General features: G+C 41.7%; 22 protein-coding genes. 14 read left to right on the top strand and 8 right to left on the bottom strand.

The genetic code is table 11. From position 1 onward, the window contains the following. Positions 1-68: 68 nt before the first annotated feature. The gene (locus SM123_RS05700; RefSeq protein WP_021153192.1) at positions 69-1,079 is read left to right on the top strand and encodes a DUF1002 domain-containing protein; all 1,011 of its coding nucleotides are present in this window, start codon (positions 69-71) and stop codon (positions 1,077-1,079) included. A 157-nt stretch (positions 1,080-1,236) separates the two neighbouring features. Beyond that, on the top strand, positions 1,237-1,611 hold the full coding sequence (locus SM123_RS05695; protein WP_195529450.1) for a DUF805 domain-containing protein: 375 nt from the start codon (positions 1,237-1,239) through the stop codon (positions 1,609-1,611). 201 nt (positions 1,612-1,812) lie between these two features. Here SM123_RS05695 and guaA read toward each other — a convergent pair whose 3' ends face one another. Further along, positions 1,813-3,378: a glutamine-hydrolyzing GMP synthase gene (gene guaA / locus SM123_RS05690; protein WP_320909185.1), complete on the bottom strand. Its 1,566-nt coding sequence runs from the start codon at positions 3,376-3,378 to the stop codon at positions 1,813-1,815. Positions 3,379-3,506: 128 nt separating this feature from the next. Here guaA and SM123_RS05685 point away from each other — a divergent pair, with 128 nt between their 5' ends. The 12 genes from SM123_RS05685 (at position 3,507) to xerS (ending at position 15,090) form a co-directional block, all read left to right on the top strand. Further along, on the top strand, positions 3,507-4,205 hold the full coding sequence (locus SM123_RS05685; protein WP_003007291.1) for a GntR family transcriptional regulator: 699 nt from the start codon (positions 3,507-3,509) through the stop codon (positions 4,203-4,205). 239 nt (positions 4,206-4,444) lie between these two features. Further along, positions 4,445-5,722 carry a glycosyltransferase gene (locus tag SM123_RS05680; protein ID WP_320909184.1) on the top strand — a complete coding sequence of 426 codons (1,278 nt, stop codon included), beginning with the start codon at positions 4,445-4,447 and terminating at the stop codon, positions 5,720-5,722. Next, positions 5,719-6,696 (top strand): NAD-dependent epimerase/dehydratase family protein, encoded by a 978-nt coding sequence (locus SM123_RS05675; RefSeq protein ID WP_320909183.1) that lies wholly within the window; start codon positions 5,719-5,721, stop codon positions 6,694-6,696. Before SM123_RS05680 ends, SM123_RS05675 begins: the two co-directional genes overlap by 4 nt. Then, positions 6,671-7,498 carry an MBL fold metallo-hydrolase gene (locus SM123_RS05670; protein ID WP_320909182.1) on the top strand — a complete coding sequence of 276 codons (828 nt, stop codon included), beginning with the start codon at positions 6,671-6,673 and terminating at the stop codon, positions 7,496-7,498. The genes SM123_RS05675 and SM123_RS05670 overlap by 26 nt, the downstream gene beginning before the upstream one ends. Further along, on the top strand, positions 7,464-8,729 hold the full coding sequence (locus tag SM123_RS05665) for a F390 synthetase-related protein (RefSeq protein WP_320909181.1): 1,266 nt from the start codon (positions 7,464-7,466) through the stop codon (positions 8,727-8,729). Before SM123_RS05670 ends, SM123_RS05665 begins: the two co-directional genes overlap by 35 nt. 12 nt (positions 8,730-8,741) lie before the next feature. Further along, positions 8,742-9,686 carry a 3-oxoacyl-[acyl-carrier-protein] synthase III C-terminal domain-containing protein gene (locus tag SM123_RS05660; protein WP_320909180.1) on the top strand — a complete coding sequence of 315 codons (945 nt, stop codon included), beginning with the start codon at positions 8,742-8,744 and terminating at the stop codon, positions 9,684-9,686. An 80-nt stretch (positions 9,687-9,766) separates the two neighbouring features. Next, positions 9,767-10,099: a putative DNA-binding protein gene (locus SM123_RS05655; protein WP_003001435.1), complete on the top strand. Its 333-nt coding sequence runs from the start codon at positions 9,767-9,769 to the stop codon at positions 10,097-10,099. Between the two features lie 2 nt (positions 10,100-10,101). Then, the gene (locus SM123_RS05650) at positions 10,102-10,317 is read left to right on the top strand and encodes a hypothetical protein (RefSeq protein WP_037606554.1); all 216 of its coding nucleotides are present in this window, start codon (positions 10,102-10,104) and stop codon (positions 10,315-10,317) included. Positions 10,318-10,334: 17 nt separating this feature from the next. Further along, positions 10,335-11,906 carry a signal recognition particle protein gene (gene ffh, locus SM123_RS05645; RefSeq protein ID WP_024055635.1) on the top strand — a complete coding sequence of 524 codons (1,572 nt, stop codon included), beginning with the start codon at positions 10,335-10,337 and terminating at the stop codon, positions 11,904-11,906. Positions 11,907-11,972: 66 nt separating this feature from the next. Next, positions 11,973-12,740 (top strand): alpha/beta hydrolase, encoded by a 768-nt coding sequence (locus SM123_RS05640; protein ID WP_320909179.1) that lies wholly within the window; start codon positions 11,973-11,975, stop codon positions 12,738-12,740. A gap of 104 nt (positions 12,741-12,844) precedes the next feature. Further along, positions 12,845-13,828, top strand: coding sequence for an acetylxylan esterase (locus tag SM123_RS05635; protein WP_320909178.1), 984 nt, complete (start codon positions 12,845-12,847; stop codon positions 13,826-13,828). 191 nt (positions 13,829-14,019) lie between these two features. Further along, a complete protein-coding gene (gene xerS, locus SM123_RS05630; RefSeq protein ID WP_003001539.1) occupies positions 14,020-15,090 on the top strand; it encodes a tyrosine recombinase XerS in 1,071 nt (356 codons plus the stop codon). Between the two features lie 83 nt (positions 15,091-15,173). Here the strand turns inward: xerS and SM123_RS05625 are convergent, their stop codons facing one another. The 7 genes from SM123_RS05625 to SM123_RS05595 form a co-directional block, all read right to left on the bottom strand. After that, the gene (locus SM123_RS05625) at positions 15,174-15,815 is read right to left on the bottom strand and encodes a hypothetical protein (protein ID WP_320909177.1); all 642 of its coding nucleotides are present in this window, start codon (positions 15,813-15,815) and stop codon (positions 15,174-15,176) included. 109 nt (positions 15,816-15,924) lie between these two features. Beyond that, a complete protein-coding gene (locus SM123_RS05620) occupies positions 15,925-16,914 on the bottom strand; it encodes a lipoate--protein ligase (protein WP_014713327.1) in 990 nt (329 codons plus the stop codon). Between the two features lie 68 nt (positions 16,915-16,982). Further along, complete coding sequence (lpdA, locus tag SM123_RS05615; RefSeq protein ID WP_155167736.1) at positions 16,983-18,689, bottom strand: dihydrolipoyl dehydrogenase; 1,707 nt, start codon at positions 18,687-18,689, stop codon at positions 16,983-16,985. A 41-nt stretch (positions 18,690-18,730) separates the two neighbouring features. Beyond that, positions 18,731-19,774, bottom strand: coding sequence for a dihydrolipoamide acetyltransferase (locus SM123_RS05610; protein WP_070665775.1), 1,044 nt, complete (start codon positions 19,772-19,774; stop codon positions 18,731-18,733). A gap of 316 nt (positions 19,775-20,090) precedes the next feature. Continuing rightward, positions 20,091-21,083 (bottom strand): alpha-ketoacid dehydrogenase subunit beta, encoded by a 993-nt coding sequence (locus SM123_RS05605; RefSeq protein ID WP_023026810.1) that lies wholly within the window; start codon positions 21,081-21,083, stop codon positions 20,091-20,093. 16 nt (positions 21,084-21,099) lie between these two features. Next, positions 21,100-22,068 carry a thiamine pyrophosphate-dependent dehydrogenase E1 component subunit alpha gene (locus SM123_RS05600; protein ID WP_320909999.1) on the bottom strand — a complete coding sequence of 323 codons (969 nt, stop codon included), beginning with the start codon at positions 22,066-22,068 and terminating at the stop codon, positions 21,100-21,102. 219 nt (positions 22,069-22,287) lie between these two features. After that, entirely contained in the window at positions 22,288-23,454 is a 1,167-nt protein-coding gene (locus tag SM123_RS05595) for an ATP-grasp domain-containing protein (protein ID WP_320909176.1), read from the bottom strand. Positions 23,455-23,458: the final 4 nt, after the last annotated feature.

The following is a 23,458-nucleotide window of genomic DNA, read 5'->3' as shown; positions in this document are numbered from 1 at the left end:
ATCTCTAGTGAGGTGAGAAAGGTAATAAGAGATGCCCAGAGTTGATTTGAGATAGAAAGAAGAAAAAGATGAAATTAAAGAAGATTGCATTGTTTGTAACAACGACTTTAGCCTTGTTTACAGCTGTCCCACGTGTTTCTGCAGATAGCAATGTGCAGAAAGTCATCGATGAAACCTATGTCAAACCAGACTATGTTTTGGGCTATTCGCTGGACCAAAGTCAAATCGAACAAACCTTGAGTCTCTTGAACTACGATAGTTCAAAAGATAAAGAAGAGTGGAAGACCATGACACCAGAGGTTTATTCTTCGATTATGAACGTTGCCAACGATGATAGTTTGGAACTTTATTCCTCTGTTAAAATTCAAAAATTAGGCAAAAATAAGCCACTAGAAGTGAATATCGTGACACCTCAAAATATCACCAAGGTCACTGCAGATATGTATCGTAATGCAGCCGTTACACTTGGATTGGAGCATGCTCAAATTACAGTAGCTTCCCCTATCCAAGTGACCGGAGAAAGTGCCTTGGCTGGGATCTATTACTCGCTTGAGAAAAATGGTGCCAAAGTTTCTCAAGAAAGCAAAGATCTGGCTCAAGAAGAGTTAAAGACTCTATCAGGGATCAATGAAGAGAACGCTGGTAAGAAAAACTTCGATGCGGATAAGTTAAACGTGGCATTGACCGACATTAAAACAGCAGTAGCCAATGCTAAACAGAACAATCAGGATTTAAGCAAGGATGATATTCGAAAGATCGTCGAAGAAACACTGAAAAATTATAAGCTGGATACAACTGTGACAGGTGATCAGATTAATTTGATCGTGAATTTCGCAGTCAACCTCTCAAAGAGTAGTGTCATCAGTAGCAAAAGCTTTACGAAGACCTTATCGGATCTGAAAGATAGTATCGTAGACAAGGCAGGCGATACCTTTAATAATATCAATCTCAATTTTGATACCAATGCTATTCTAAAAGACAGTGGAAACTTCTTCACAAATGCGTGGAATGCCATTGCTGGCTTCTTCGGAGCCATCTGGAATGCCATTGTCAAATTCTTTAGTGGTTTAGTTGGCTAAAAATAGCACGAAAGCACTCCTGACAAGAAGTCAGAGTGCTTTTATGTGTGTTTAGCTGATTGAAGGTTATTTTGAAAATAGATGCTGTGTAGAAGAGAACAGTTGCAAAGAATTTAAAAAGATAGTATACTTTGAAAAGCAAATTAAAGGAGGACTTATGTTAAAAGCTTATAAAAAATTTTGGGAAGGCTATGCAGATTTTACCGGTTACTCAACGGTATCTGAATACTGGTGGCCACACTTCATTCATTTGCTTATTACAATGCCATTGTTTTACGCTTTAATACAACTTCAAATCGATCCTAATGATGTGTCTGCTTATCAAATGATTTATTCGTTGCGCCCGCTTTATTCTGTATTTGGCCTCATAATTTTCCTACCTTCATTAACCCTTTCCGTTCGGCGTCTAAGAGATGCAGGATTGCATTGGTTATATCTTCTTGTTGGGCTTATTCCATACGTAGGTTGGTTTTTCATGCTTCTATTTATGATCTTACCAACAAATCGAGATAAGGAAGTAGAAACTGATTAAGTTAATAAAAGATCTTGAAATCATAATTATTTCAAGATCTTTTATTTTATATGGCTTTGCTATTTTTAAGCTCGTGAATCAAGGTCCACTGGACCTTAGATTCGCTTTTCTATTTCTTAGCTCGTGAATCAAGGTCCACTGGACCTTAGACTCGCTTTTCTATTTCTTGGCTCGTGAAAAAAAGGTCCCCCGGACCTTTTTTTATTCCCACTCTACAGTTGCAGGTGGTTTACTTGTGATATCGTAGACGATGCGGTTGACGTGGTCAACTTCGTTTACGATACGGACTGAGATTTTTTGGAGGACTTCCCATGGAATCTTCGCAAAGTCAGCTGTCATTCCGTCGATAGAAGTGATAGCACGAATGGCAATCGTATAGTCGTAGGTACGGCCGTCACCCATAACACCTACTGAACGAACGCCTGTGTTGACAGTGAAGTATTGCCAGATATCGCGATCAAGACCAGCCTTGGCGATTTCTTCACGGAGGATAGCGTCTGATTCACGAACGGTTTCGAGTTTTTCTTCGGTGATTTCTCCCATAACACGGATGGCAAGACCTGGTCCTGGGAATGGTTGGCGCCATACGATGTGGTCTGGCATACCAAGTTCAGTACCAAGAGCACGAACTTCATCCTTGTAAAGAGTGTTAAGGGGTTCGATGAGTTCAAACTGCATGTCTTCTGGAAGTCCACCGACGTTGTGGTGAGACTTGATGGTTTGAGCAGTATCTGTACCTGACTCGATGACGTCTGTATAAAGTGTACCTTGAGCAAGGAATTTCACATCTTTAAGCTTGCTTGCTTCATCATCAAAGACATAGACAAACTCGTTACCGATGATCTTCCGTTTTTTCTCAGGATCAGATACACCAGCTAACTTATCAAGGAAACGTTTGGCAGCGTCTGCTTTGACAATGTTCAAACCAAACTTACCACCAAGCATATCCATCACTTGATCGGCTTCGCCTTTACGAAGAAGACCGTGGTCTACAAAGATACAGATCAATTGATCGCCGATGGCTTTTTGAAGGAGAACCCCAACAACGGAAGAGTCAACACCACCTGAAAGACCAAGAAGGACACGTTTGTCCCCGACGGTTTCACGGATTTTTTTGATCTGCATATCAATGAAGTTGTCCATGGTCCAGTCACCTTTAGCCCCACAGATGTTCAAGGCAAAGTTACGCAAGATATCATAACCGTGAACAGAGTGACGAACCTCAGGGTGGAATTGGATTCCGTAGATTTTCTTGTCTTGATTTTCAATGGATGCAAATGGACAGTCAGCAGAAGTACCAGTGCGGATAAAGTCAGCCGGAATTTCTGTAACAGCATCCCCGTGGCTCATCAAGACCAATTGTTTGTCTGGTGTGCCAGCAAAAAGAGCGGAAGATTCTGTCAAAGTCAGTTCAGATTGACCATATTCGCGGTTACCAGCATCACCTGCAGGAACGACCTTCCCACCCAATTTATGGGTCAACAATTGCATCCCGTAACAGATTCCAAGGATTGGAATACCGAGTTCAAAAATCTCAGGATCGATATCAAAAGAACCTTCCTCGTATACAGAGTTTGGTCCGCCTGAAAGAACGATCCCAACTGGATTGATTGCACGAACTTCATCAGCAGAAATCTTATGGCTCTTCAACTCTGAGAAGACTCCAATTTCACGAATCCGACGTGAAATAAGCTGATTGTATTGGCTACCGTAGTCAAGCACGATGATTTTTTCAACATCATGCAAATCAGTTGATAGGTTTGTCATCTTATCCCCTTCTTAAAGAAATTTACTTTCCTCTATTCTAACACAAAAGCCATGTCTTTACCAATCTCTGATTGAAGAATTAGGAATTTTACGCTACAATAGAGATAACACAGAGAAAGAGCAAGGTTATGATTCCAGCTTACATTCAAATCCATGATCAGATTAAGTCTGAGATTGATCAAAAAATATGGAAAATCGGGGAGCGTCTTCCCAGCGAACGCGATCTAGCTGAGAAATTTCAAGTGAGTCGGATGACGCTTCGTCAGGCCATTACCCTTCTGGTTGAAGAAGGAGTGCTTGAAAGACGAGTAGGAAGTGGTACCTTTATTACCAGCACGCGCGTCCAAGAAAAAATGCGAGGCACAACCAGTTTTACAGAAATTATGAAATCGCAAGGCAAGGAACCTTCTAGCCAAGTGATTTCTTACCGTAAAACCATTCCTAGCCTCCAAGAAGTGGACAAATTGGGCATTGATAAGACAGAAACCATCATTCGGATGGAGCGGGTCCGGTATGCCGATGGGATCCCTGTTGTTTATGAAGTGGCCTCTATTCCAGAGAAATTTATTAAGAATTTCAATCGTGAAGAGGTTACCAGCCATTTCTTCCAAACCTTGGAGCGTCATGGCTATAAGATTGGAAAGTCGCACCAGACCATCTATGCGCGATTGGCCAAGGATAAGATTGCGGAGTACTTACAGATTTCAAAAGGGCAGGCTATTTTAGGTCTGACACAGGTTTCCTATTTTGAAGATGGGACGGCTTTTGAGTATGTAAAAAGTCAGTATGTCGGCGAGCGGTTCGAATTTTATTTAGAAAATAACTAAGCTCGCAAATCGTAAAAATAGAAAACTCTTCAAATGTGTGAGTGGCTCACTCTCTTTGGCATTTGGGAGCTTTTTTAGGTTGAAATCATTCTTTCTAAATAGTGATAGTAAAGGCAACATTGAAAATTTTTAAAAATTTTTAAAAAAAATTTTATTTTTTCTTCAATTTTTGATTTTTTTTACGAATTAATAGATAGAAGCTAGTTTTAGATCTAAAAAAAGATATAAGGCAGGAAAAAATGAAAAAAATTAAAATCGATGTGGTAGCTGTTCCCTTGAGTGGGCATCTGTACCCAACTTTAAATCTCGTTAAACCCTTATTAGATGATCCAACTATGGAAATCCGAGTTTTCACGGGTCCTCAGAAAAAAGCCGTCGCAGAAAGTCTCGGCTTCACGGTCGTTCCGATTCTAGAGGACAAAGTAGAAGAATTTGAACGTGTGGCTAATAACGATAAAAAACACAATCTCTTTTCAGCTTATCGACAATTGTCTAGGAGTCTTGATTTGATTAATCATGTATCGGATCAATTGTTAGAGGAGTGGCGCGTCAATCGTCCAGATATTGTGATTGCTGACTTTATCACTCTATCAGCAGGGTTTGTGGCAGAAGAGTTGGAAATTCCTTGGATTACCACCATGGCGACACAATTTGCTATCGAAACTCCTTATGGTCCTCCTTGCTTCTTCGGAGGGATGGGAGTCGCGCGCACGAAGAAGGAAGAGAAGATCCAAGCACTATGCCGTAAACTCACGCGCATTGGAAAATACTGTGGCGCTTTCCTCTTACGCAAACGCTTAAAACGTTACAATTTCAAGTTGTACAATCAAAATGGAGTAGAGTCTATTTACTCTCCTTATGCCATCTTTGGAATTGGTATGATGGAGCTAGAGTTGAAGACACACTTCCCTCATCAATATGCGTGGCTTGGCCCTTTGGGGACTTCTCTTGAAAAAGCAGAAGATTATCCTTTAGATCTCCGTCCTTACGAGGACAAGACGAAGGTACTCGTGACTTGTGGAACCCAGTTGCCTTGGGCAAAAGAGAATTTGCTCCAGCAAACCCAGCAGTTGGCCAAAGAGCATCCAGAATGTCACTTTTTCGTCACCTTAGGTGATGGGGCAAAAGACTTTTCTGAAGAAGAAGTAGCACCAAATGTGACGCTCGTCTCTTATCTGCCTTACAAAGAATATATTCCGCAGATGGACTATGTCATTCACCATGGAGGAGCTGGAATCTTTTATCAGTGTATCGAATTTAAAAAACCAGCCTTGATCTTGCCACATGATTATGACCAATTTGACTATGCGATTCGAGGAGTAGAAGCAGGAATTGCTTTTCAAGCACATCGTAATCGCACCGAAGAGATTCAAGCAGGTTTTAATGCCCTATTAGAAAAAGAATCTTGGGAAAAGTTAGAAAGACTAAACAAACTTTCAAAAACCTACAAGCCGTTGGATACCTTGGAGTTTGAGATTCAACGATTATTAAGACGTGGAACGGATGGGAAACTATGAAAATTCTTGTAACAGGTGCGACTGGCTTCCTTGGAAAATACGTGATCGATGAGTTGTTGGCTCACGATTATTCCATTGTAGCCTTTGGCCGAAATGAAAAAATTGGGAAGGCCCTGGAAAATGAGCGCGTCCAATTTGTGAAAGGGGATTTGAGCTCTATTGAGGAATTAAAACAAGCCTTTCAGTCTGTTGATGCTGTGGTTCACGCTGGAGCTTTATCCACTGCCTGGGGACCTTGGAAGGCCTTCTATCAGGCGAATGTAGTTGGTACTCAAAATGTCCTTGACTTGTGCCGTGAATATGCGGTAAAACGCTTGGTTTATGTTTCTTCTCCTAGTATTTACGCAGCTGGAAAAGATCAATTAAACATCAAGGAAAGTGATGCTCCAAAAGAAAATCACCTCAACAATTACATCCGAAGCAAATTGGCATCTGAAAAACTTTTTTCTGATTATCCAGATGTGCCAAGTATCATCTTACGTCCTAGAGGATTATTTGGTGTGGGGGATACCAGTATTTTGCCTCGTGTCTTACGCCTCAGTCGAAAAATTGGAATTCCTTTGATTCGAGGGGGAGAGCAGCTCATGGATATGACCTGTGTGGAAAATGTTGCCCTAGCCATTGGCTTGGCTTTGGAATCAAAAGAAGCACACGGGCAGGTTTATAATATTACAAATGGGGAACCAAAGACCTTTAAGTATTTGATCGAAACAACATTAAAGGGATTGGGAGAACCGATTCGCTATCGGAAAATTCCGGCAGGTCTTGTAGCAGGTGCGGCCTATAGCCTTGAAGGAGTGTATCGATTATTCCATCTGAAAGCTGAACCTCCATTGACTCGCTATACCTATTATCTCCTTCGATATAGCCAAACCCTCGATATTCAAAAGGCCCAAACCGAACTTGGCTACTATCCAAAAATGACTATTGAAGAAGGGATTGACAACTATGTCCAACATGATCAAGCGCATTGATTATTTTCCAGCAGGCTATTGTAGCAGTCATTCTGGTCTCTTATTTAAAGGAATTCCAAATGAAAAAATGCAATTTCCGGCAGGTGTCTTTTTGATTCATCATCGTGAAAAAGGCTATATTTTGTACGATACCGGCTATCACTACGAGATTAAGAAAAAAGCTCGGTATTTCTGGTACCGTCTAGCCACCCCAATGCAGATGAAAAAAGAAGACCAGATCGATTATTTATTGCAAGAGCGCGGAATTAATCCAGCAGCCATTTCCTATGTCATTCTTTCGCATCTGCACCCGGATCATCTCGGTGGAGCAACCCTTTTTCCAAATGCTCATTTCTTTGTCAGTCAGGAAGTCTATGAGGTGTACCAAAAACCAAAATTTAAGGATCTAATTTTTAAAGAGTTTTTGCCAGCTGATTTCAAAGATCGGGTGACTTGTCTCAAAGCAGATCAAAGGCATCCTGCTTTCCCCTATCGCCCGACTGCGGATCTTTTTGGTGATGGGAGCATTCTTGTATCGTCTATCGATGGACATGCGAGAGGGCAAGGTTGTCTTTATCTGGATGAGCTCAAACTCTTCATCGGAGCAGATCTTTCTTGGGGAGTAGACCTCTTGCCTTTCACACGGCAAATGCGTCTCATTCCTTCCTTGGTTCAGGATGATAAGAAGGCTTATTTAAAAGGAGCTGATTTGCTGGAAACACTCTTGCAAGATGGCATTCAAGTTGTGGTCAGCCACGACCCGCAAGATCGGATTGAAAGGATTTTAAATGAAAAAAATAGTCTTTCTGAAAACCTTTATTGAAACCAGATGGTGCCATCGATTCCGTTCAAAAGAGGCCTTGAAGCGATATCAAGATAAGCAATTGGCGCGCTACCATGCTTTTATCACTTCTCAGTCTCCCTATTTTCAAACCCATTCTCCCGAATTCTTTGGAACCATGGATAAAACCTTCATGATGACACATTTCAATGAGCTCAATACCCTAGGGGTGGATCGAGATCAGGCTTTAGAGATGGCAATTCGCGGAGAACAGACACGAGATTTTACTGAGATGAATGGAGAAGTAGCAGTAGGTTTGTCTTCTGGAACCTCCGGTCACCGAGGGGTTTTTGTCACCACAGAAAAAGAAAGAAGTATGTGGGCTGCAGCGATTCTAGCCAAGATGCTACCGAAAGGAAAACTGTTTGGTCATCGCATTGCCTTTTTCTTACGAGCGGACAATGAACTCTATCAAACCATTAATTCAGGCCTGATTCGCTTGGAATATTTTGATATTTTCAAGGATAGCAAGGAGCATTTAGAGCGACTCAAAGACTATCAACCAACCATTGTGGTCGCACCAGCTTCGACCTTGATTGAGTTAGCTAACTATGTCAGCAATCAGCAACTTGCGATCCAACCCGTCAAGGTTGTCTCTGTCGCAGAAATCCTAGAGGAACGAGATGCTGAGACAATCGCCAAAGCCTTTCAACTAGACACGGTTGATCAGGTCTACCAAGCGACAGAGGGATTTTTAGCTTGTACCTGTTCAGAAGGCAATCTACATCTTAACGAAGATATTTTGAATGTCGAAAAAGAGTACCTAGATGATAGCCGCTTTTATCCGATTATTACGGATTTCAAACGAACCAGTCAACCGATCTATCGCTACCGCCTCAATGATATTTTGGTAGAAGAAAAATCTCCTTGCCCTTGTGGTTCCGTCTTTACTCGAATCGCAAAGATCGAAGGACGATCAGATGATATCTTTCATTTCAAAAAAGAAGATGGCAGTAGCCAGATGATCTATCCGGATTTTATTCGACGGTGCATTCTCTTTGTCGAAAATATTCAGGACTATCAAGTGACTCAGTTGGCAGATGGATCCATTACCATTGCCTTGAGTCACCGGACAGAGTCTATGGAGCAAGCAATCTTTGCTCAATTTGAACTCTTAGCTCAGCAAAAACAATTCATTCTCCCAAGTATTCAATTTATCGATTATCAATGGGACCCAACACGTAAATTAAAACGTGTTCAACGACTTCAATAAAAGGAGAATCCTATGACTACCGTAAAAAGACATTTGCAAATTAAAGGCTATGGAACAGCGCTTCCAGCTCATACCGTAACTTTCAAAGACCAGACTCGTTACCGCGTGAAAGAAGGAGAAGAAACACAGATTGATCTTGCAGCTCGTGCGATTGAAGTGGCTTTAAACCATGCGGGGCTTGAAATGGCAGACATCGACTGCCTGGTTTCGGCTAGTGCGGTTGGCGTTCAGCCCATTCCTTGTACAGCTGCTCTGATCCATGAGCGCGTAGCCAAGGGACTGACGATTCCTGCTATGGATATCAATACCACCTGTACCAGTTTTGTATCAGCTTTAAGCACTGTTTCTTATCTGATTGAAGGTGGTGAATACCGTCGGGTTCTGATTGTATCTAGTGAAGTAGGGAGCCTAGGGCTTAATCCCAAACAAAAAGAAAGCTTTGAACTGTTTAGCGATGGCGCTGCAGCCTTTATCTTTGAAGCAACAAAGGAAGATAAAGGAATCATTGCCAGCATGCAACGTACCTGGTCAGAGGGAGCTCATGATACCGAAATTCGTGGTGGTTTGACAGCGTATCATCCAAAATTGTACTCTGAAGCAACCAAGACTGATTTCATGTTTGACATGAAAGGGAAGAAAATCCTTTTGCTTTCTGCCCGTGTTATTCCAGAAATGTTCCAAGAATTCGAAGAGAAATCAGGCGTTTCTAAAGATGCTGTAGACTATATTATTCCTCACCAAGCAAGCCGGGCCTTACCACTTGTCATGGACAAATTGGGCGTCAGCAAAGACAAGTACCTCAATATTGTCAGTGATTATGGAAATATGGTTTCGGTAGCCGTACCTTTCGGCCTAGCCTATGCACTGGATCATGGATATGTGAAGGAAGGAGATACCATCTTCTTGATGGGAACTGCAGCAGGGATGACGGTCAATATGTTGGCACTGAAACTTTAATGATGGATCCTCTCATTTCAAGCTCAAAAAGCATCAAGTCCCGCTAGTCTTTAGCGGGCTTTTTTGATATAATGAAAGGTATGGAAATTGAGAAAACCAACCGAATGAATGCGCTCTTTGAGTTTTATGCAGCGCTCTTGACGGACAAGCAGATGAACTACATCGAGCTCTACTACGCAGATGACTACAGCTTGGCTGAGATTGCAGAAGAGTTTGGAGTGAGCCGTCAAGCGGTCTATGACAATATTAAACGTACAGAAAAGATTTTGGAAGATTACGAAATGAAACTCCATATGTATTCCGATTACATTGTACGCAGCCAGATTTTTGATCAGATTTTAGAACGCTATCCGGAAGATACTTTTCTACAAGAGCAGGTTGAAATTTTATCAAGCATTGACAATCGGGAGTGATTATGGGCAGTCTCGTCATTTATCAAGGGATACCTTGCAAACTATTAGTCGCAGAGGAAGTATTTCCTACTCGACTACAGATTATCTCGCCCAATGATATCTCCAAAGCTATGCAAATAGGTTTTAGCTGTTGGGGATATCCAAATGAAATCATGAAAGAAGTCACACCCGAAGAACTAGAATGTTTGCAACATTTCGGACGATTTCCACTGAATTGAAAAAATAGGAGAAAATAATGGCATTTGAAAGTTTAACCGAACGTTTACAAAACGTCTTTAAAAATCTTCGCAAGAAAGGGAAAATCTCTGAAGCGGATGTCCAAGAGGCAACCAAAGAGATTCGTCTAGCCCTCTTAGAGGCCGACGTTGCCCTTCCTGTTGTAAAAGACTTCATCAAACGGGTCCGCGAGCGGGCTGTAGGTCATGAAGTCATCGAAACCTTGAACCCTGCCCAACAAATCGTGAAGATTGTTGATGAAGAATTGACAGCGATTTTGGGTTCAGAAACAGCAGAAATTATCAAATCTCCTAAGATTCCGACCATTATCATGATGGTCGGTCTTCAAGGGGCTGGTAAAACAACCTTTGCGGGTAAATTGGCCAACAAATTGGTCAAGGAAGAGAACGCACGTCCTTTGATGATTGCGGCCGATATCTATCGTCCGGCAGCCATCGACCAGTTGAAGACACTTGGTCAACAGATCAATGTTCCTGTCTTCTCACTTGGTACAGAGGTCCCTGCAGTAGAGATCGTTCGCCAAGGTTTGGAGCAGGCGAGAGCCAACCACAATGACTATGTCTTGATCGATACGGCTGGTCGTCTGCAAATCGATGAAAAACTCATGGGTGAGTTGCGGGATGTTAAAGCCCTTGCTGAACCAAATGAAATCCTCTTGGTTGTGGATGCCATGATCGGTCAAGAAGCAGCCAATGTGGCGCGTGAGTTCAATGAACAACTCGAAGTAACTGGTGTGATCTTGACCAAGATCGATGGGGATACCCGTGGTGGTGCGGCCCTTTCTGTCCGTCAGATTACTGGGAAGCCAATCAAGTTCACTGGTACTGGTGAAAAAATCACTGATATCGAAACCTTCCACCCAGACCGTATGTCTGGTCGGATCCTCGGTATGGGGGATATGCTGACGCTGATCGAGAAGGCTTCTCAAGAATACGATGAGAAACGCTCTCTTGAACTCGCTGAAAAGATGCGGGAAAACACCTTCGATTTCAACGATTTCATTGATCAATTAGACCAAGTTCAAAATATGGGACCAATGGAAGACCTGCTCAAGATGCTTCCAGGTATGGCCAACAACCCAGCTATGAAGAACCTCAAGGTCGATGAACGAGAAATTGCTCGCAAACGTGCAATTGTATCATCCATGACCCCAGCTGAACGCGAAAATCCAGATTTATTAAATCCAAGCCGTCGTCGTCGGATTGCTGCTGGTTCAGGAAATAGCTTTGTCGAAGTCAATAAATTCATCAAGGACTTTAACCAAGCCAAACAGATGATGCAAGGCGTCCTCTCTGGCGATATGAACAAGATGATGAAACAAATGGGGCTCAATCCAAATAACATGCCGAAGAATATGCCTGGTGGAATGCCTGATATGTCTGCCCTCGAAGGCATGATGGGACAAGGTGGCATGCCTGACTTGTCAGCTCTTGGCGGAGGCGCTGGAATGCCTGATATGAGCCAAATGTTTGGCGGTGGCCTCAAAGGAAAAGCTGGTGAATTTATGATGAAACGAGCTATGAATAAGATGGCCAAACAAATGCGCAAAAATAAGAAAAAACGGAAATAATCGTTTCTAATAAGGGCCTGGAACACACTGTTCTGGGTTCTTTTAGAAACTACTACTAGAGGAAACATGTTAAATAAACTATTTCAACAAGTCATTCGTTTCTTTGTAAGACTGTTTTCTTCTCACAGAAAGCCCTTTGAATTTCCTAAAGGGTCAAAGAAACCACCGATCAGACCAATCATCCTTGTACCTGGGAGTTCAGCCAGTATCCAGCGATTCAATGGAACCATCCGCATGCTCCATCGATTTTCTAGAAAAAAACAGAGTCTCTTAAAAATAAAAGTCAACAAAGATGATTCTATAGAGATGGAAGGAAGATTGAATACGAAAGAGCCGAATCCGATGATTGTGATTGGCTTCGAGAACAATCGAGACGGCTACAGCAATATCAAGCAGCAAATCGAATCCCTTAAGATTGCTCTAACCTATCTTCTTGATCACTATTATTTTACAGAGTTCAAGGCAGTTGGGCACTCCAATGGTGGACTAGTTTTGACTGGTTTATTGGAAAGTGGCTTTTTAGAAAAGAAAAAACTGACCGTAAGGAAGCTCGCTATTATTGGTAGTCCTTACCAATTCAATCAAGAAATGTATGACGATTTTCAAAAATGGAAGCATCGATTAGATAAAGAAGTAGAGGTCCTTAACTTTGTCGGTAGCTTTGCTGGAAAATCAGACGGCATCGTGCCTCTCTCTAGTGCCCAAGCAGCAAAATCTATTTTTGACAATCAAACCTATACAGAAGTGAATTTAAATGGTCGTAAGGCTCATCATTCAGCTTTACCCACTAATCCAGATCTAGTGAAACAATTAAGTCTATTTTTGAATCTATAGAAAATTACATAATTTCGGTTATGTAATTTTTATTTGTCTCTTGCAATCCTTAGGTAAATATGGTACATTTTTGGTAGCGATTACACATACTTAAGGAGGATTTTATGAAAGATCCCAAATTATTAGAAACAATAAAAGATTATAAGGGACGAGATGACGTTCCAGCAGATTTTGATACTTTTTGGGATCAAGCCCTAGCAAAGATGACTGAACTCCCTGAATACAAGCTCGAAGAACGAGATTTCAGCATTCCAAATGTGATTTGTTATGAATTAACCTTTAAAGGAACACGAGATGGACTTGTTTATGCGCGGGTTGTTCTCCCAAAAACGGATCAAAAAGTTCCCGTTATTTTCCATTTTCATGGCTATATGGGCCGTTGTTGGGATTGGACAGACATGCTGGCTTATACAGTATCTGGCTATGGAGTTGTGTCTATGGACGTAAGAGGTCAATCCGGTTATTCAACAGACGGAGAGCGATCACCACTTGGAAATACTGTAAAAGGACAGATTATCCGCGGAGCTGTGGAAGGTCCAGATGAGCTATTTTATAAGGATGTCTACTTAGATCTTTACCAGTTAATCGAAATTGTAGCTAGCTTTCCTCAAGTAGATGACAGCAAATTCGCCAGCTATGGAGCCTCTCAAGGTGGTGCCTTGGCCCTAGTAGCTGCCGGATTGAATCCCCGAATCCAACGAACGGTAGCCATTTATCCATTCTTATCAGATTTCAGACGGGTGTTAGAGATTGGAAACACCAGCGAGGCCTATGACGAACTTTTCCGTTATTTTAAGTTCCATGATCCATTCCATGAAACGGAAGACCAAATCATGGAAACATTAGCCTATATTGATGTGAAAAATTTTGCCCATCGCATCAAAGGACAGGTTCACTTGATTACTGGGTTAGATGATGATGTCTGTTATCCTGTGACACAGTTTGCCATTTATAATCGATTAGAGTGTCCAAAAGAGCATTTGGTCATGCCAGAATATGCCCACGAAGCTATGAATGTTCAAGTCAATGATCGAGTCTATAATTGGCTCTGTGGTAGCAAGATTTCCTTTCGATATGTAGAAAAATAAGTTAGAGCTGAAAAACAATCAGTAGATCCCGAGATTTGCTGATTGTTTTGTTTTTAAAAGGCATAGAGTATAGAAAGAAAACAAAACAGTCCTATAAATCCCCTATAACATCTTTCCGAAAAACTATAATTTTCTTGAAAAATATATCTGGCTATGCTATACTACTAGTATAGAAAGATTTGGAGAAAAACATGAAACGCGAGATCTTATTAGAACGGATTGATAAACTCAAACAAGTCATGCCTTGGTATGTATTGGAATATTATCAATCGAAACTGGCCGTTCCCTACAGTTTTACAACTTTGTACGAATACTTAAAGGAATACGATCGATTTTTTACCTGGGTTTTGGAATCTGGTATATCGGATGCTGACACCATGGCCGAGATCCCCTTAGACGTTCTGGAGCACATGACCAAGAAAGACATGGAATCCTTTATTCTTTACTTACGTGAACGTCCTCTGCTCAATGCCAATACGACAAAAAACGGGGTTTCCCAAACAACGATTAACCGTACCCTTTCTGCACTGTCTAGTCTCTATAAGTATTTGACTGAGGAAGTTGAAAATGAGCAAGGGGAACCGTATTTCTACCGCAATGTCATGAAGAAGGTTGCTACCAAGAAAAAGAAAGAAACCTTGGCTGCTCGAGCTGAAAATATCAAGCAAAAACTCTTTTTGGGTGATGAAACAGAAGGTTTTCTTAACTATATCGACCAGGAGTACCCGCAAACCCTCTCAAATCGCGCCTTATCCTCCTTTAATAAGAATAAAGAGCGAGATTTAGCCATTATAGCACTCCTTCTTGCCTCTGGTGTCCGTCTCTCTGAAGCAGTCAACTTGGACCTTCGTGACCTCAATCTTAAGATGATGGTGATTGACGTCACTCGAAAAGGTGGAAAACGAGACTCTGTTAATGTTGCTGCCTTTGCTAAACCCTATTTAGAACAGTATCTCGCTATTCGAGACAAACGTTACAAGACAGAAAAGACTGATACAGCCCTATTCTTAACTTTGTATCGAGGTGTTCCAAACCGGATTGATGCTTCTAGTGTTGAAAAGATGGTCGCCAAGTATTCTGAAGACTTCAAAGTCCGCGTGACACCCCATAAATTACGCCATACATTAGCAACTCGTCTCTATGATGCAACCAAATCACAGGTTTTGGTCAGCCACCAGCTGGGACATGCTAGCACCCAAGTTACAGACTTATATACGCATATCGTTAATGATGAGCAAAAAAATGCCTTGGATAGTTTATAAAATTACATAACGTAAATTATGTAATATATTAGTTTTAAAAAGAGCGATAGATTTTTTGAATGTCTACCGCTCTTTTATACTTTCTATAAAAATTCGATCCAATAATTACGGTGTGGCTCAATAATGACTGGTTTTCCCCAGAATGATTTTAGATAGGCCAAGTTTGCAGGGGTGACAGGTCTTTTTTCACCATTGAACTTCTCTGCACTCTCTTTCGTTAGAAAGCATTTAACAGCTTCATATGGTGTACCATCGCTCGCTATTCGATCAATTCCTAAATAAGCAATTTCATCACCGGCCTTCGGAAAATCTGTAAATAGTTTACCAATAAAATAAACCGTCTTATCTTTCATTAATTCATAAGCTTTACTATTTTCCAATCTATTATTCGCTGCAGCGTACATAATACAAAAGCTATCCACGATATCTTTCAAAGGCATTAATTCTTCTTTGCTAACGATTATTTCCTCAGGAGCAAGACCACCAATGATTAAGTTTTTATAATAAGGTTGCTGGATGATGTTATCTAAAGCCATTCCTAATGGTAGTTGGACAGCTTGATAACCTAATGGTTCTAACTCCTGCTTTTTCTGGTCAAGGTGTTCTTGTGTAATACTGACATTTAAATCGTAAGGACTTGAAGATTGTTGCTTTCTAAAAAAAGCCATGACTATACGATCTAACTGTTCAAATAGACCAAGATTTTCAACTGGAATTTTAATCATCGAATATGATCCCCTTTTTTGTTCAGATTTCCTCTATATTGTACACTCATAGTTTTCGAATATCAAGTTTAAGATAAAAGATATCCATGTTAAATGGATATCTTTAACTTTATTCCACCACTGCTTCAGCAATTTCTTCTGCAGTGATACCTGCGAAGTAACGACCTAGGTTAATGGTTTGAAGGGCTTTGAGGACGTCTTCACGTTCGTATTTGACACCACGAAGAACGTCTTCTACTGCTGCAACATCTTCGATACCAAAGAAGTCACCGTAAATCTTGATATCTTGAATTTTTGATTCAATGACGTTCGCGAAGATTTCAACCTTACCGCTTGGGAATTTGGTGCCACGACGGACATTGTATTCAGGAGACTTTCCATAGTTCCAATCCCAGGTACCGAACTTGGTTTCCTTGATACGATTGATTTCAGCCAATTCTTCATCCGAGAAGACATATTCTGTCATCTCAGGGTATTCTTTCTTCATGTAGTCCAAAAGCAAGTCACGGAACTCTTCAACCGTGATTTTTTCTGGCAATTCATCGATGATATTAGTGACACGAGCACGAACCGATTTAACCCCTTTAGACTCAAACTTGTCTTTTGATACCTTGAGAGCGTTGGCAAGGACTGACAAATCAACGTCAAAAAGAAGGCAACCATGGTGCATGATCCGACCATTGATGTAAGCTTGGGCATTTCCACAGAATTTCTTGCCATCAATCTCTAAGTCGTTACGACCCGTGAATTCAGCCTTAACCCCAAGTTGAGCCAAGGTGTTGATCACGGGAGTTGAAAAGCTCTTGAAGTCAAAGGCTTTGTTTTCATCTTCTTTTGAAATGATGGTGTAGTTGAGGTTGTTCAAATCGTGATAAACAGCCCCACCACCACTGATCCGGCGAACCACTTCAATCCCATGCTCCCGAACGTAGTCGCGGTTGATTTCTTCGATGGTATTTTGGTGGCGACCAACGATAATCGATGGTTTGTTAATCCAGAGAAGGAAGATTTGATCCTCATCTAAAAGGTGTTTGAAGGCATATTCTTCCAAAGCAATATTAAAAGCAGTATCATTTGAATAATTAATAATGTATTTCATAAGATTCCTTTATATACGATAGAGACTGGTCCAGCATTTGCTGTCCAGCCATTCTATCATTTCAAATACTATTTCTTCTTAGGTGAATGAACAGCCAAGCCAAGTACATCCGCAAAGGCTTCGTACATCACTTCTGAGAAGGTTGGATGACCATGGATAGTCTTGAGCATTTCTTCTACAGTGATTTCCATCTCAATGATGGTTGAAGCTTCGTTGATCAATTCAGCTGCTGCTGGACCAATAATGTGAACCCCAAGAACTTCACCGTATTTCTTGTCTGCAATAACTTTAACGAATCCTTGAGCCGCATCTGATGCAATGGCACGACCGTTCGCCGCAAAGTTAAACTTACCGATTTGAACATCGTATTTCTCACGAGCTTGTTCTTCAGTCAAACCAACAGCTGCAACTTCTGGAAGGGTGTAGATGGCTGCAGGAGTCAAGTTCAATTTGGCAACAGCATGATTTCCCTTAAGAGCATTTTCAGCCGCAACTTCTCCCATACGGAAGGCAGCGTGAGCCAACATCTTGGTACCGTTGATATCACCTGGCGCATAGATACCTGGAACAGACGTTTCCATGTATTCATTGACCTTGATCCGTCCACGATCCAATTCAAACTCAACTTCACCGATACCTTCAAGATCTGGAACACGCCCGATTGAAAGAAGAGCTTTGTTGGCGATAATATCATCTTTTCCTTCAACCTTGATACGGAGTTTGCTATCTTCTTCAATGATTTCTTGCAATTTCGTATCAGTCAAGATTGTCATACCCTTGCGTTCAAGGATCAAGCGAAGGTTCTTAGATACTTCTGCATCCATAGCTGGAACAATGCGGTCCATCATTTCAATGACCGTAACTTTTGACCCGAAGGTCATGAAGGCTTGACCAAGTTCGATCCCGACAACCCCGCCACCGATGATCACGAGGCTTTCTGGAACTTCGTTCATTTCAAGAATATCGTCACTCGTCATGACAAGGGATGATTCCATACCTGGAACGTTAATCTTGCTGACTTTGGAACCACCAGCAAGGATGATTTTCTTCGTTTCAAGCAATTCAGAACCATTAACCAAGACATTCTTATCTTTCGTAATGGTACCGATACCCTTGTGAACATCCACACCGTAGCTGCGAAGAAGACCCGCAACACCACCAACAAGGGTATTAACAACTTTAGATTTAGTTTCTAAAAGTTTATCCATATCTACTGAGAAACTTGGATTTTCAATGATAATACCACGGTTGGCTGCATGTCCGATATTTTCGATAATTTCAGCGTTGTGGAGATATGTCTTAGTTGGGATACATCCGCGGTTCAAGCATGTTCCACCAAGTTCAGATTTCTCAACAAGAGCAACCTTACCACCTAATTGAGCTGCCTTAATGGCAGATACGTAACCAGCAGGGCCCCCACCGATCACTACAATATCATAAGCATCATCGCTCTTATTGTCATCGTTTGAAGCACTTGCTGCAGTTGGTGCTGGACTCGTTTCTGGTGCTGCTGCTCCAGCGGTTGGGATGTTTTCCCCTTCTTCACCAAGGTAACCGATCACTTCTGTTACAGGAACAGTTTCTCCATCCCCTTTCAGGATAGCAATCAAGTAACCGTCTTCTTCCGCTTCCAACTCCATGCTGACTTTGTCTGTCATGATTTCAAGGAGCACTTCTCCTTCTTTTACAAATTCGCCGACTTTTTTATTCCACTGGACGATTTGTCCTTCGGTCATATCTACGCCGGCTTTTGGCATAATTACTTCTAAGGCCATTTTATTTCCCTCTTTTTCTTGTTTCTATTCTCTCTCGTTGATTAGACCAACATTGAAATCGGGTCTTCAATCAAGGCTTTCAAGTCTTTCATGAATTTGGCACCAGCCATACCATCGACAACGCGGTGGTCAATGGTCAAGCCCAAGCTCATGATTGGACGAATGACAATTTCACCATTTACAACAACTGGTTTTTCAACCGTTGCACTAACTCCAAGGATGGCAGAGTTTGGTTGGTTGATAATCGGTCCAAATGATTGAACGCCAAACATTCCTAAGTTACTAATGGTAAAGGTTGAGTTTTGCAATTCACTTGGAGCTAATTTCCCGTCCAAGGTACGTCCGATAACATCCTTGAAGGCTACGACCAACTCTGACAAGGTCATTTTTTCTGCGTTATAGACAACCGGTGTCATGAGTCCATTGTCCATCCCAACTGCCATCGCTAAGTTGACATAATTGTGAGTGATGATGGTTTTGCCATCTTCCGTCAATGACGCATTGATGTATGGGTGTTTCATCAAGGTCTTAACCACTGCTAGAGAAAGCAAATCTGTTACAGTGACTTTCTTACCAGTGGCTTCCATGATTGGATCCAATACCTTCTTACGAAGAGCCAACATTTGAGACATATCGACGTCGTAGTTCAAGGTGAAGGTTGGTGCTGTCAAGTAAGATTCCACCATCCGTTGAGCGATCACCTTCCGCATTGGTGTCATCGGAATCCGCTCGATCTCACCATAAGGTGTCACATTATCTGGAGCTTCCTCCACCTTCTCTATTTCAGCAGGTGACTTAATGGTCTCATTCTCAATATTTTCAGGAAGGAAAGCAAGGACGTCCTTCTTCATGATCTTACCACGATGACCAGTTCCTTGGATTTCTTGCCAAGCAATATTGTGTTCTAAAGCAATTCGTTTTGCAAGTGGTGAAATGCGAACCACATTTGTGTCTTTATAAGTTTCCACGTCTTCTTTGTGGACACGACCGTTTGCGCCTGAACCAGAAACATCATAGAGGTTGATCCCTAGATCATCCGCTAATTTTCTGGCCGCAGGAGTCGCTCTTAGCTTATCATCAGCCATGACCTCTCCTATTCTATTAAAAGATACTAAGGGCGTCAAAAGTCAAAGTGAAAATAGGAAACTTGACGAAGAAACCTTAGTTTCTAGGAAAGTTTATCTTTTTCACACTGACTTTAGCCCGAGTTCAATTCTACAAGCAATTTGGATACATGCGTATCTCAAGTTGCTACGGTTGCCGCTATCAGGCGGTCAACCTAGTAGACTTACTAATTCTTTCGTCAATATCATCGATTCGACTCTCTCATGTCGCATTTTTCAGATAAAAAACGAGAGAGAAAAACGAATTTCATTCACATAAAATAATTTATGTTATGTCTTATTCTTTATTATACGTTTTCCGAATGGCATCTTTGATGCTTTCAACTGTTGGAATCATTGCATTCTCAAGGTTTTGTGCGTAAGGCATTGGCACATCTTCCCCCGCACAACGGCGGATCGGTGCATCCAAGTAATCAAATGCTTCTGATTCAGAGATAATAGCTGAAATTTCACCAATATAGCCACTTGTCTTGTGGGCATCATTGACAAGAACTACTTTTCCTGTTTTCTTGACAGAATTAATGATGATCTCTTTATCGAGTGGGACCAAGGTACGTGGGTCTACTACTTCTACTGAGATCCCTTCTTCTGCTAATTCTTCAGCTGCTTGCATCACGCGACGAAGCATTTTTCCGTAGGTTACGACAGTGACGTCAGTTCCTTCACGTTTGATTTCTCCGACACCAAGTGGAATCGTGTAGTCTGGATCAACAGGCACTTCCCCTTTTTGGTTGAATTCTGATTTGTACTCAAGAATGATAACGGGGTTGTTATCACGGATAGATGACTTGAGAAGTCCTTTCATATCCGCAGGCGTACCAGGAGCAACAACTTTCAAACCAGGAATATGAGTAAACCATGATTCCAAGGATTGGGAGTGTTGAGCTGCAGATCCAACTCCATTACCAGCAGCACAGCGGACTGTCATCGGGACTTGCCCTTTTCCACCAAACATGTAGCGAGTTTTAGCAGCTTGGTTGACAATAGCATCCATGGCAATTACTGAGAAATCCATGAAGGTCATATCAACGATTGGGCGAAGTCCAGTCATGGCTGCACCTGCTGCTGCACCTGAAATCGCGGCCTCAGAAATCGGACAGTCACGAACACGTTCTGGACCGAATTCCTCAAGCATTCCTACTGAAGTTCCGAAGTCTCCACCGAAAACCCCGACATCTTCTCCCATCAACAATACATTTTCGTCGCGACGCATTTCCTCAGACATAGCAAGGATAATGGTATCGCGGAAAGACATTAATTTAGTTTCCATAATTCTCTACTCCCCCTTAGTCTGCGTAAATATCTTCGAAAGCTGATTCGAGTGGAGGGAATGGGCTTTCTTCCGCAAATTTCACTGAAGCTTCCACTGCTTCTTTTACTTCTTCTTGGATCTGATCCAATTCTTCTGCGCTCGCAATCTCATTTTCAAGGAGATACTTGCGAAGGTTTTCGATTGGATCTTTCTTCTTCCACTCTTCGACTTCTTCACGTGTTCGGTATTTACCAGGGTCAGATGAAGAGTGACCAAGCCAACGATAGGTGACACTTTCAATCAAGACAGGGCCTTTACCAGAGCGAACATGGTCGACTGCCTTCTTAAATCCTTCATAGACATCAATAACGTTGTTCCCATCAGGAATAAACATACCAGGAATGTCATAAGCAGCACAACGCTCATGGATATGCTGGATATTGGTCATTTTCTTGATATCGGCAGAGATTCCGTAACCGTTATTGATACAGTAGAAAATTACTGGCAGATTCCAGATGGAAGCCATATTGACTGCTTCGTGGAAGACACCTTCGTTGGTTGCGCCATCGCCAAAGAAGCAGACAACAATCTTACCAGTTTTTTTCATTTGTTGAGTAAGGGCAGCACCTACTGCAATTCCCATACCACCACCAACGATCCCGTTAGCACCAAGGTTACCAGCATCGAGGTCAGCGATATGCATGGAGCCGCCTTTCCCCTTACAAGTACCGGTATATTTCCCAAGGATCTCAGCCATCATGCCATTCAAATCGATTCCTTTAGCAATGGCTTGTCCGTGACCACGGTGGTTAGATGTCAGCAAATCATCATCGTTCAAAGCCAACATCGCGCCAACGTTAGCCGCTTCTTCCCCAACAGAAAAGTGCGTCATTCCTGGCACTTTCCCTTTTTTTACTAACTGTGCAATTTTTAAGTCCATGCGACGGATTTCTTCCATTTTACGGAACATTTCCAATAAGAGACTTTTATCTAATGTTGCCATCATTTCGCCTTTCTTAGCATTTATTCATTCATTTTTATTCTAGCCAAAAATGAAAGCACTGTCAAAAATAATGCTCAAATGATTTCACAAACTATATACCTTGGAGGAAGGTTTTATAAGCATTTTCAACTTAAAATAAACTATTTCACAAACTTTTCTTTCATGAGATTGCATTAAAATATAAAAAACCGATAGGATCCTATCCTACCGGTCGTTATCTTATGATTGGCGTTGACCAAAGTCATGAATCATTTGTTCTAATACTTCACGACTAGGCGTTGTTAACATGTAAAGGTAATCACCTTGAAGCTCAGCAAAGGCTGCAGGCATATCTTTCTTGACACGGAATTGATCATGGTATTTAGCCAAAACTTCTTCTTCTGACAGAGCATAGGCTGCATTGGCACGACGAGAAGTTGCCAAGCAATAAAGGGGTTCAAACTCAGAAGCTGGGAAGGGTTCCCCTGCTACGATGGCAGCATAGCCACGGTACAAATCAATCGAGTGAGCGTAGTTGTAGACGTCGATGGTAAAGCCACCTGCAGGGCGATTATTGTACTCGATCGCAATATAGTCATCCCCATCGCGGAAGAACTCAATGTGGAAGAAACGTTCCTTCATACCAAAGGCTTTGACAATCGCTTCCCCGTATTGACGCAATTTTGGATCCATCTCTTTAAGAACATAATAAGAATTGTCCATCTTGTAGAGCATCAAATCGAGTGGCGTATAGGCATAGTCAAAAGTCGTCGAGAAGACAATATTACCATCGCGATCGACCAGACCATCAAAGGTACAAATCTCACTAGAAGTGACGAATTTCTCAAAGAAATACTCAGTATGGCCATCCCATTCTGCCTTGAAATGGTCCACATCTTCTGGCGTTTCGATCTTGAAGGTTGCTGCTGCTCCTACCCCATTGTCAGGCTTAGCAATCAATGGTAACCCAATCTTCTTCACAGCCTTATCAATGTCTTTTTCTGTTTTAACCACAGCACCCGGAACGACTGGGACTCCAGCCTTCTTGAAGAGTTTCTTCATTTCGGATTTGAACTTGGTTTTCTTCAGATCTTTTGGCTTAGCCCCGAAGACATTGAATTGTTCCCGAAGCGCCGCATCCAATTCCAACCAGTATTCATTGTGGGATTCGATACGGTCGATTGGACCATGTTTGTAAAAGAGAAAGGCTACCGCACGCTTCACTTCATCCAGATTTTCCAAATTTTCAACACGGAAATATTCTGTTAAGCTGTTGCGCAAAGTCTCATCTAACTGTTCATATGGCTCTTGACCAATTCCCAAGACAGTGATCCCTTTATTAGCTAGTTCGATGGTAAATTGTTGGAAGTTTTGTGGGTAATATGGTGAAATAACGATATAATTCATTGAG

The organism is Streptococcus sp. S5 (assembly GCF_034134805.1).
Taxonomy (GTDB): Bacteria; Bacillota; Bacilli; order Lactobacillales; family Streptococcaceae; genus Streptococcus; species Streptococcus lingualis.
The sequence above is the reverse complement of the archived record's forward strand: the minus strand, read 5'-3'. Positions and strand labels throughout refer to the sequence as shown.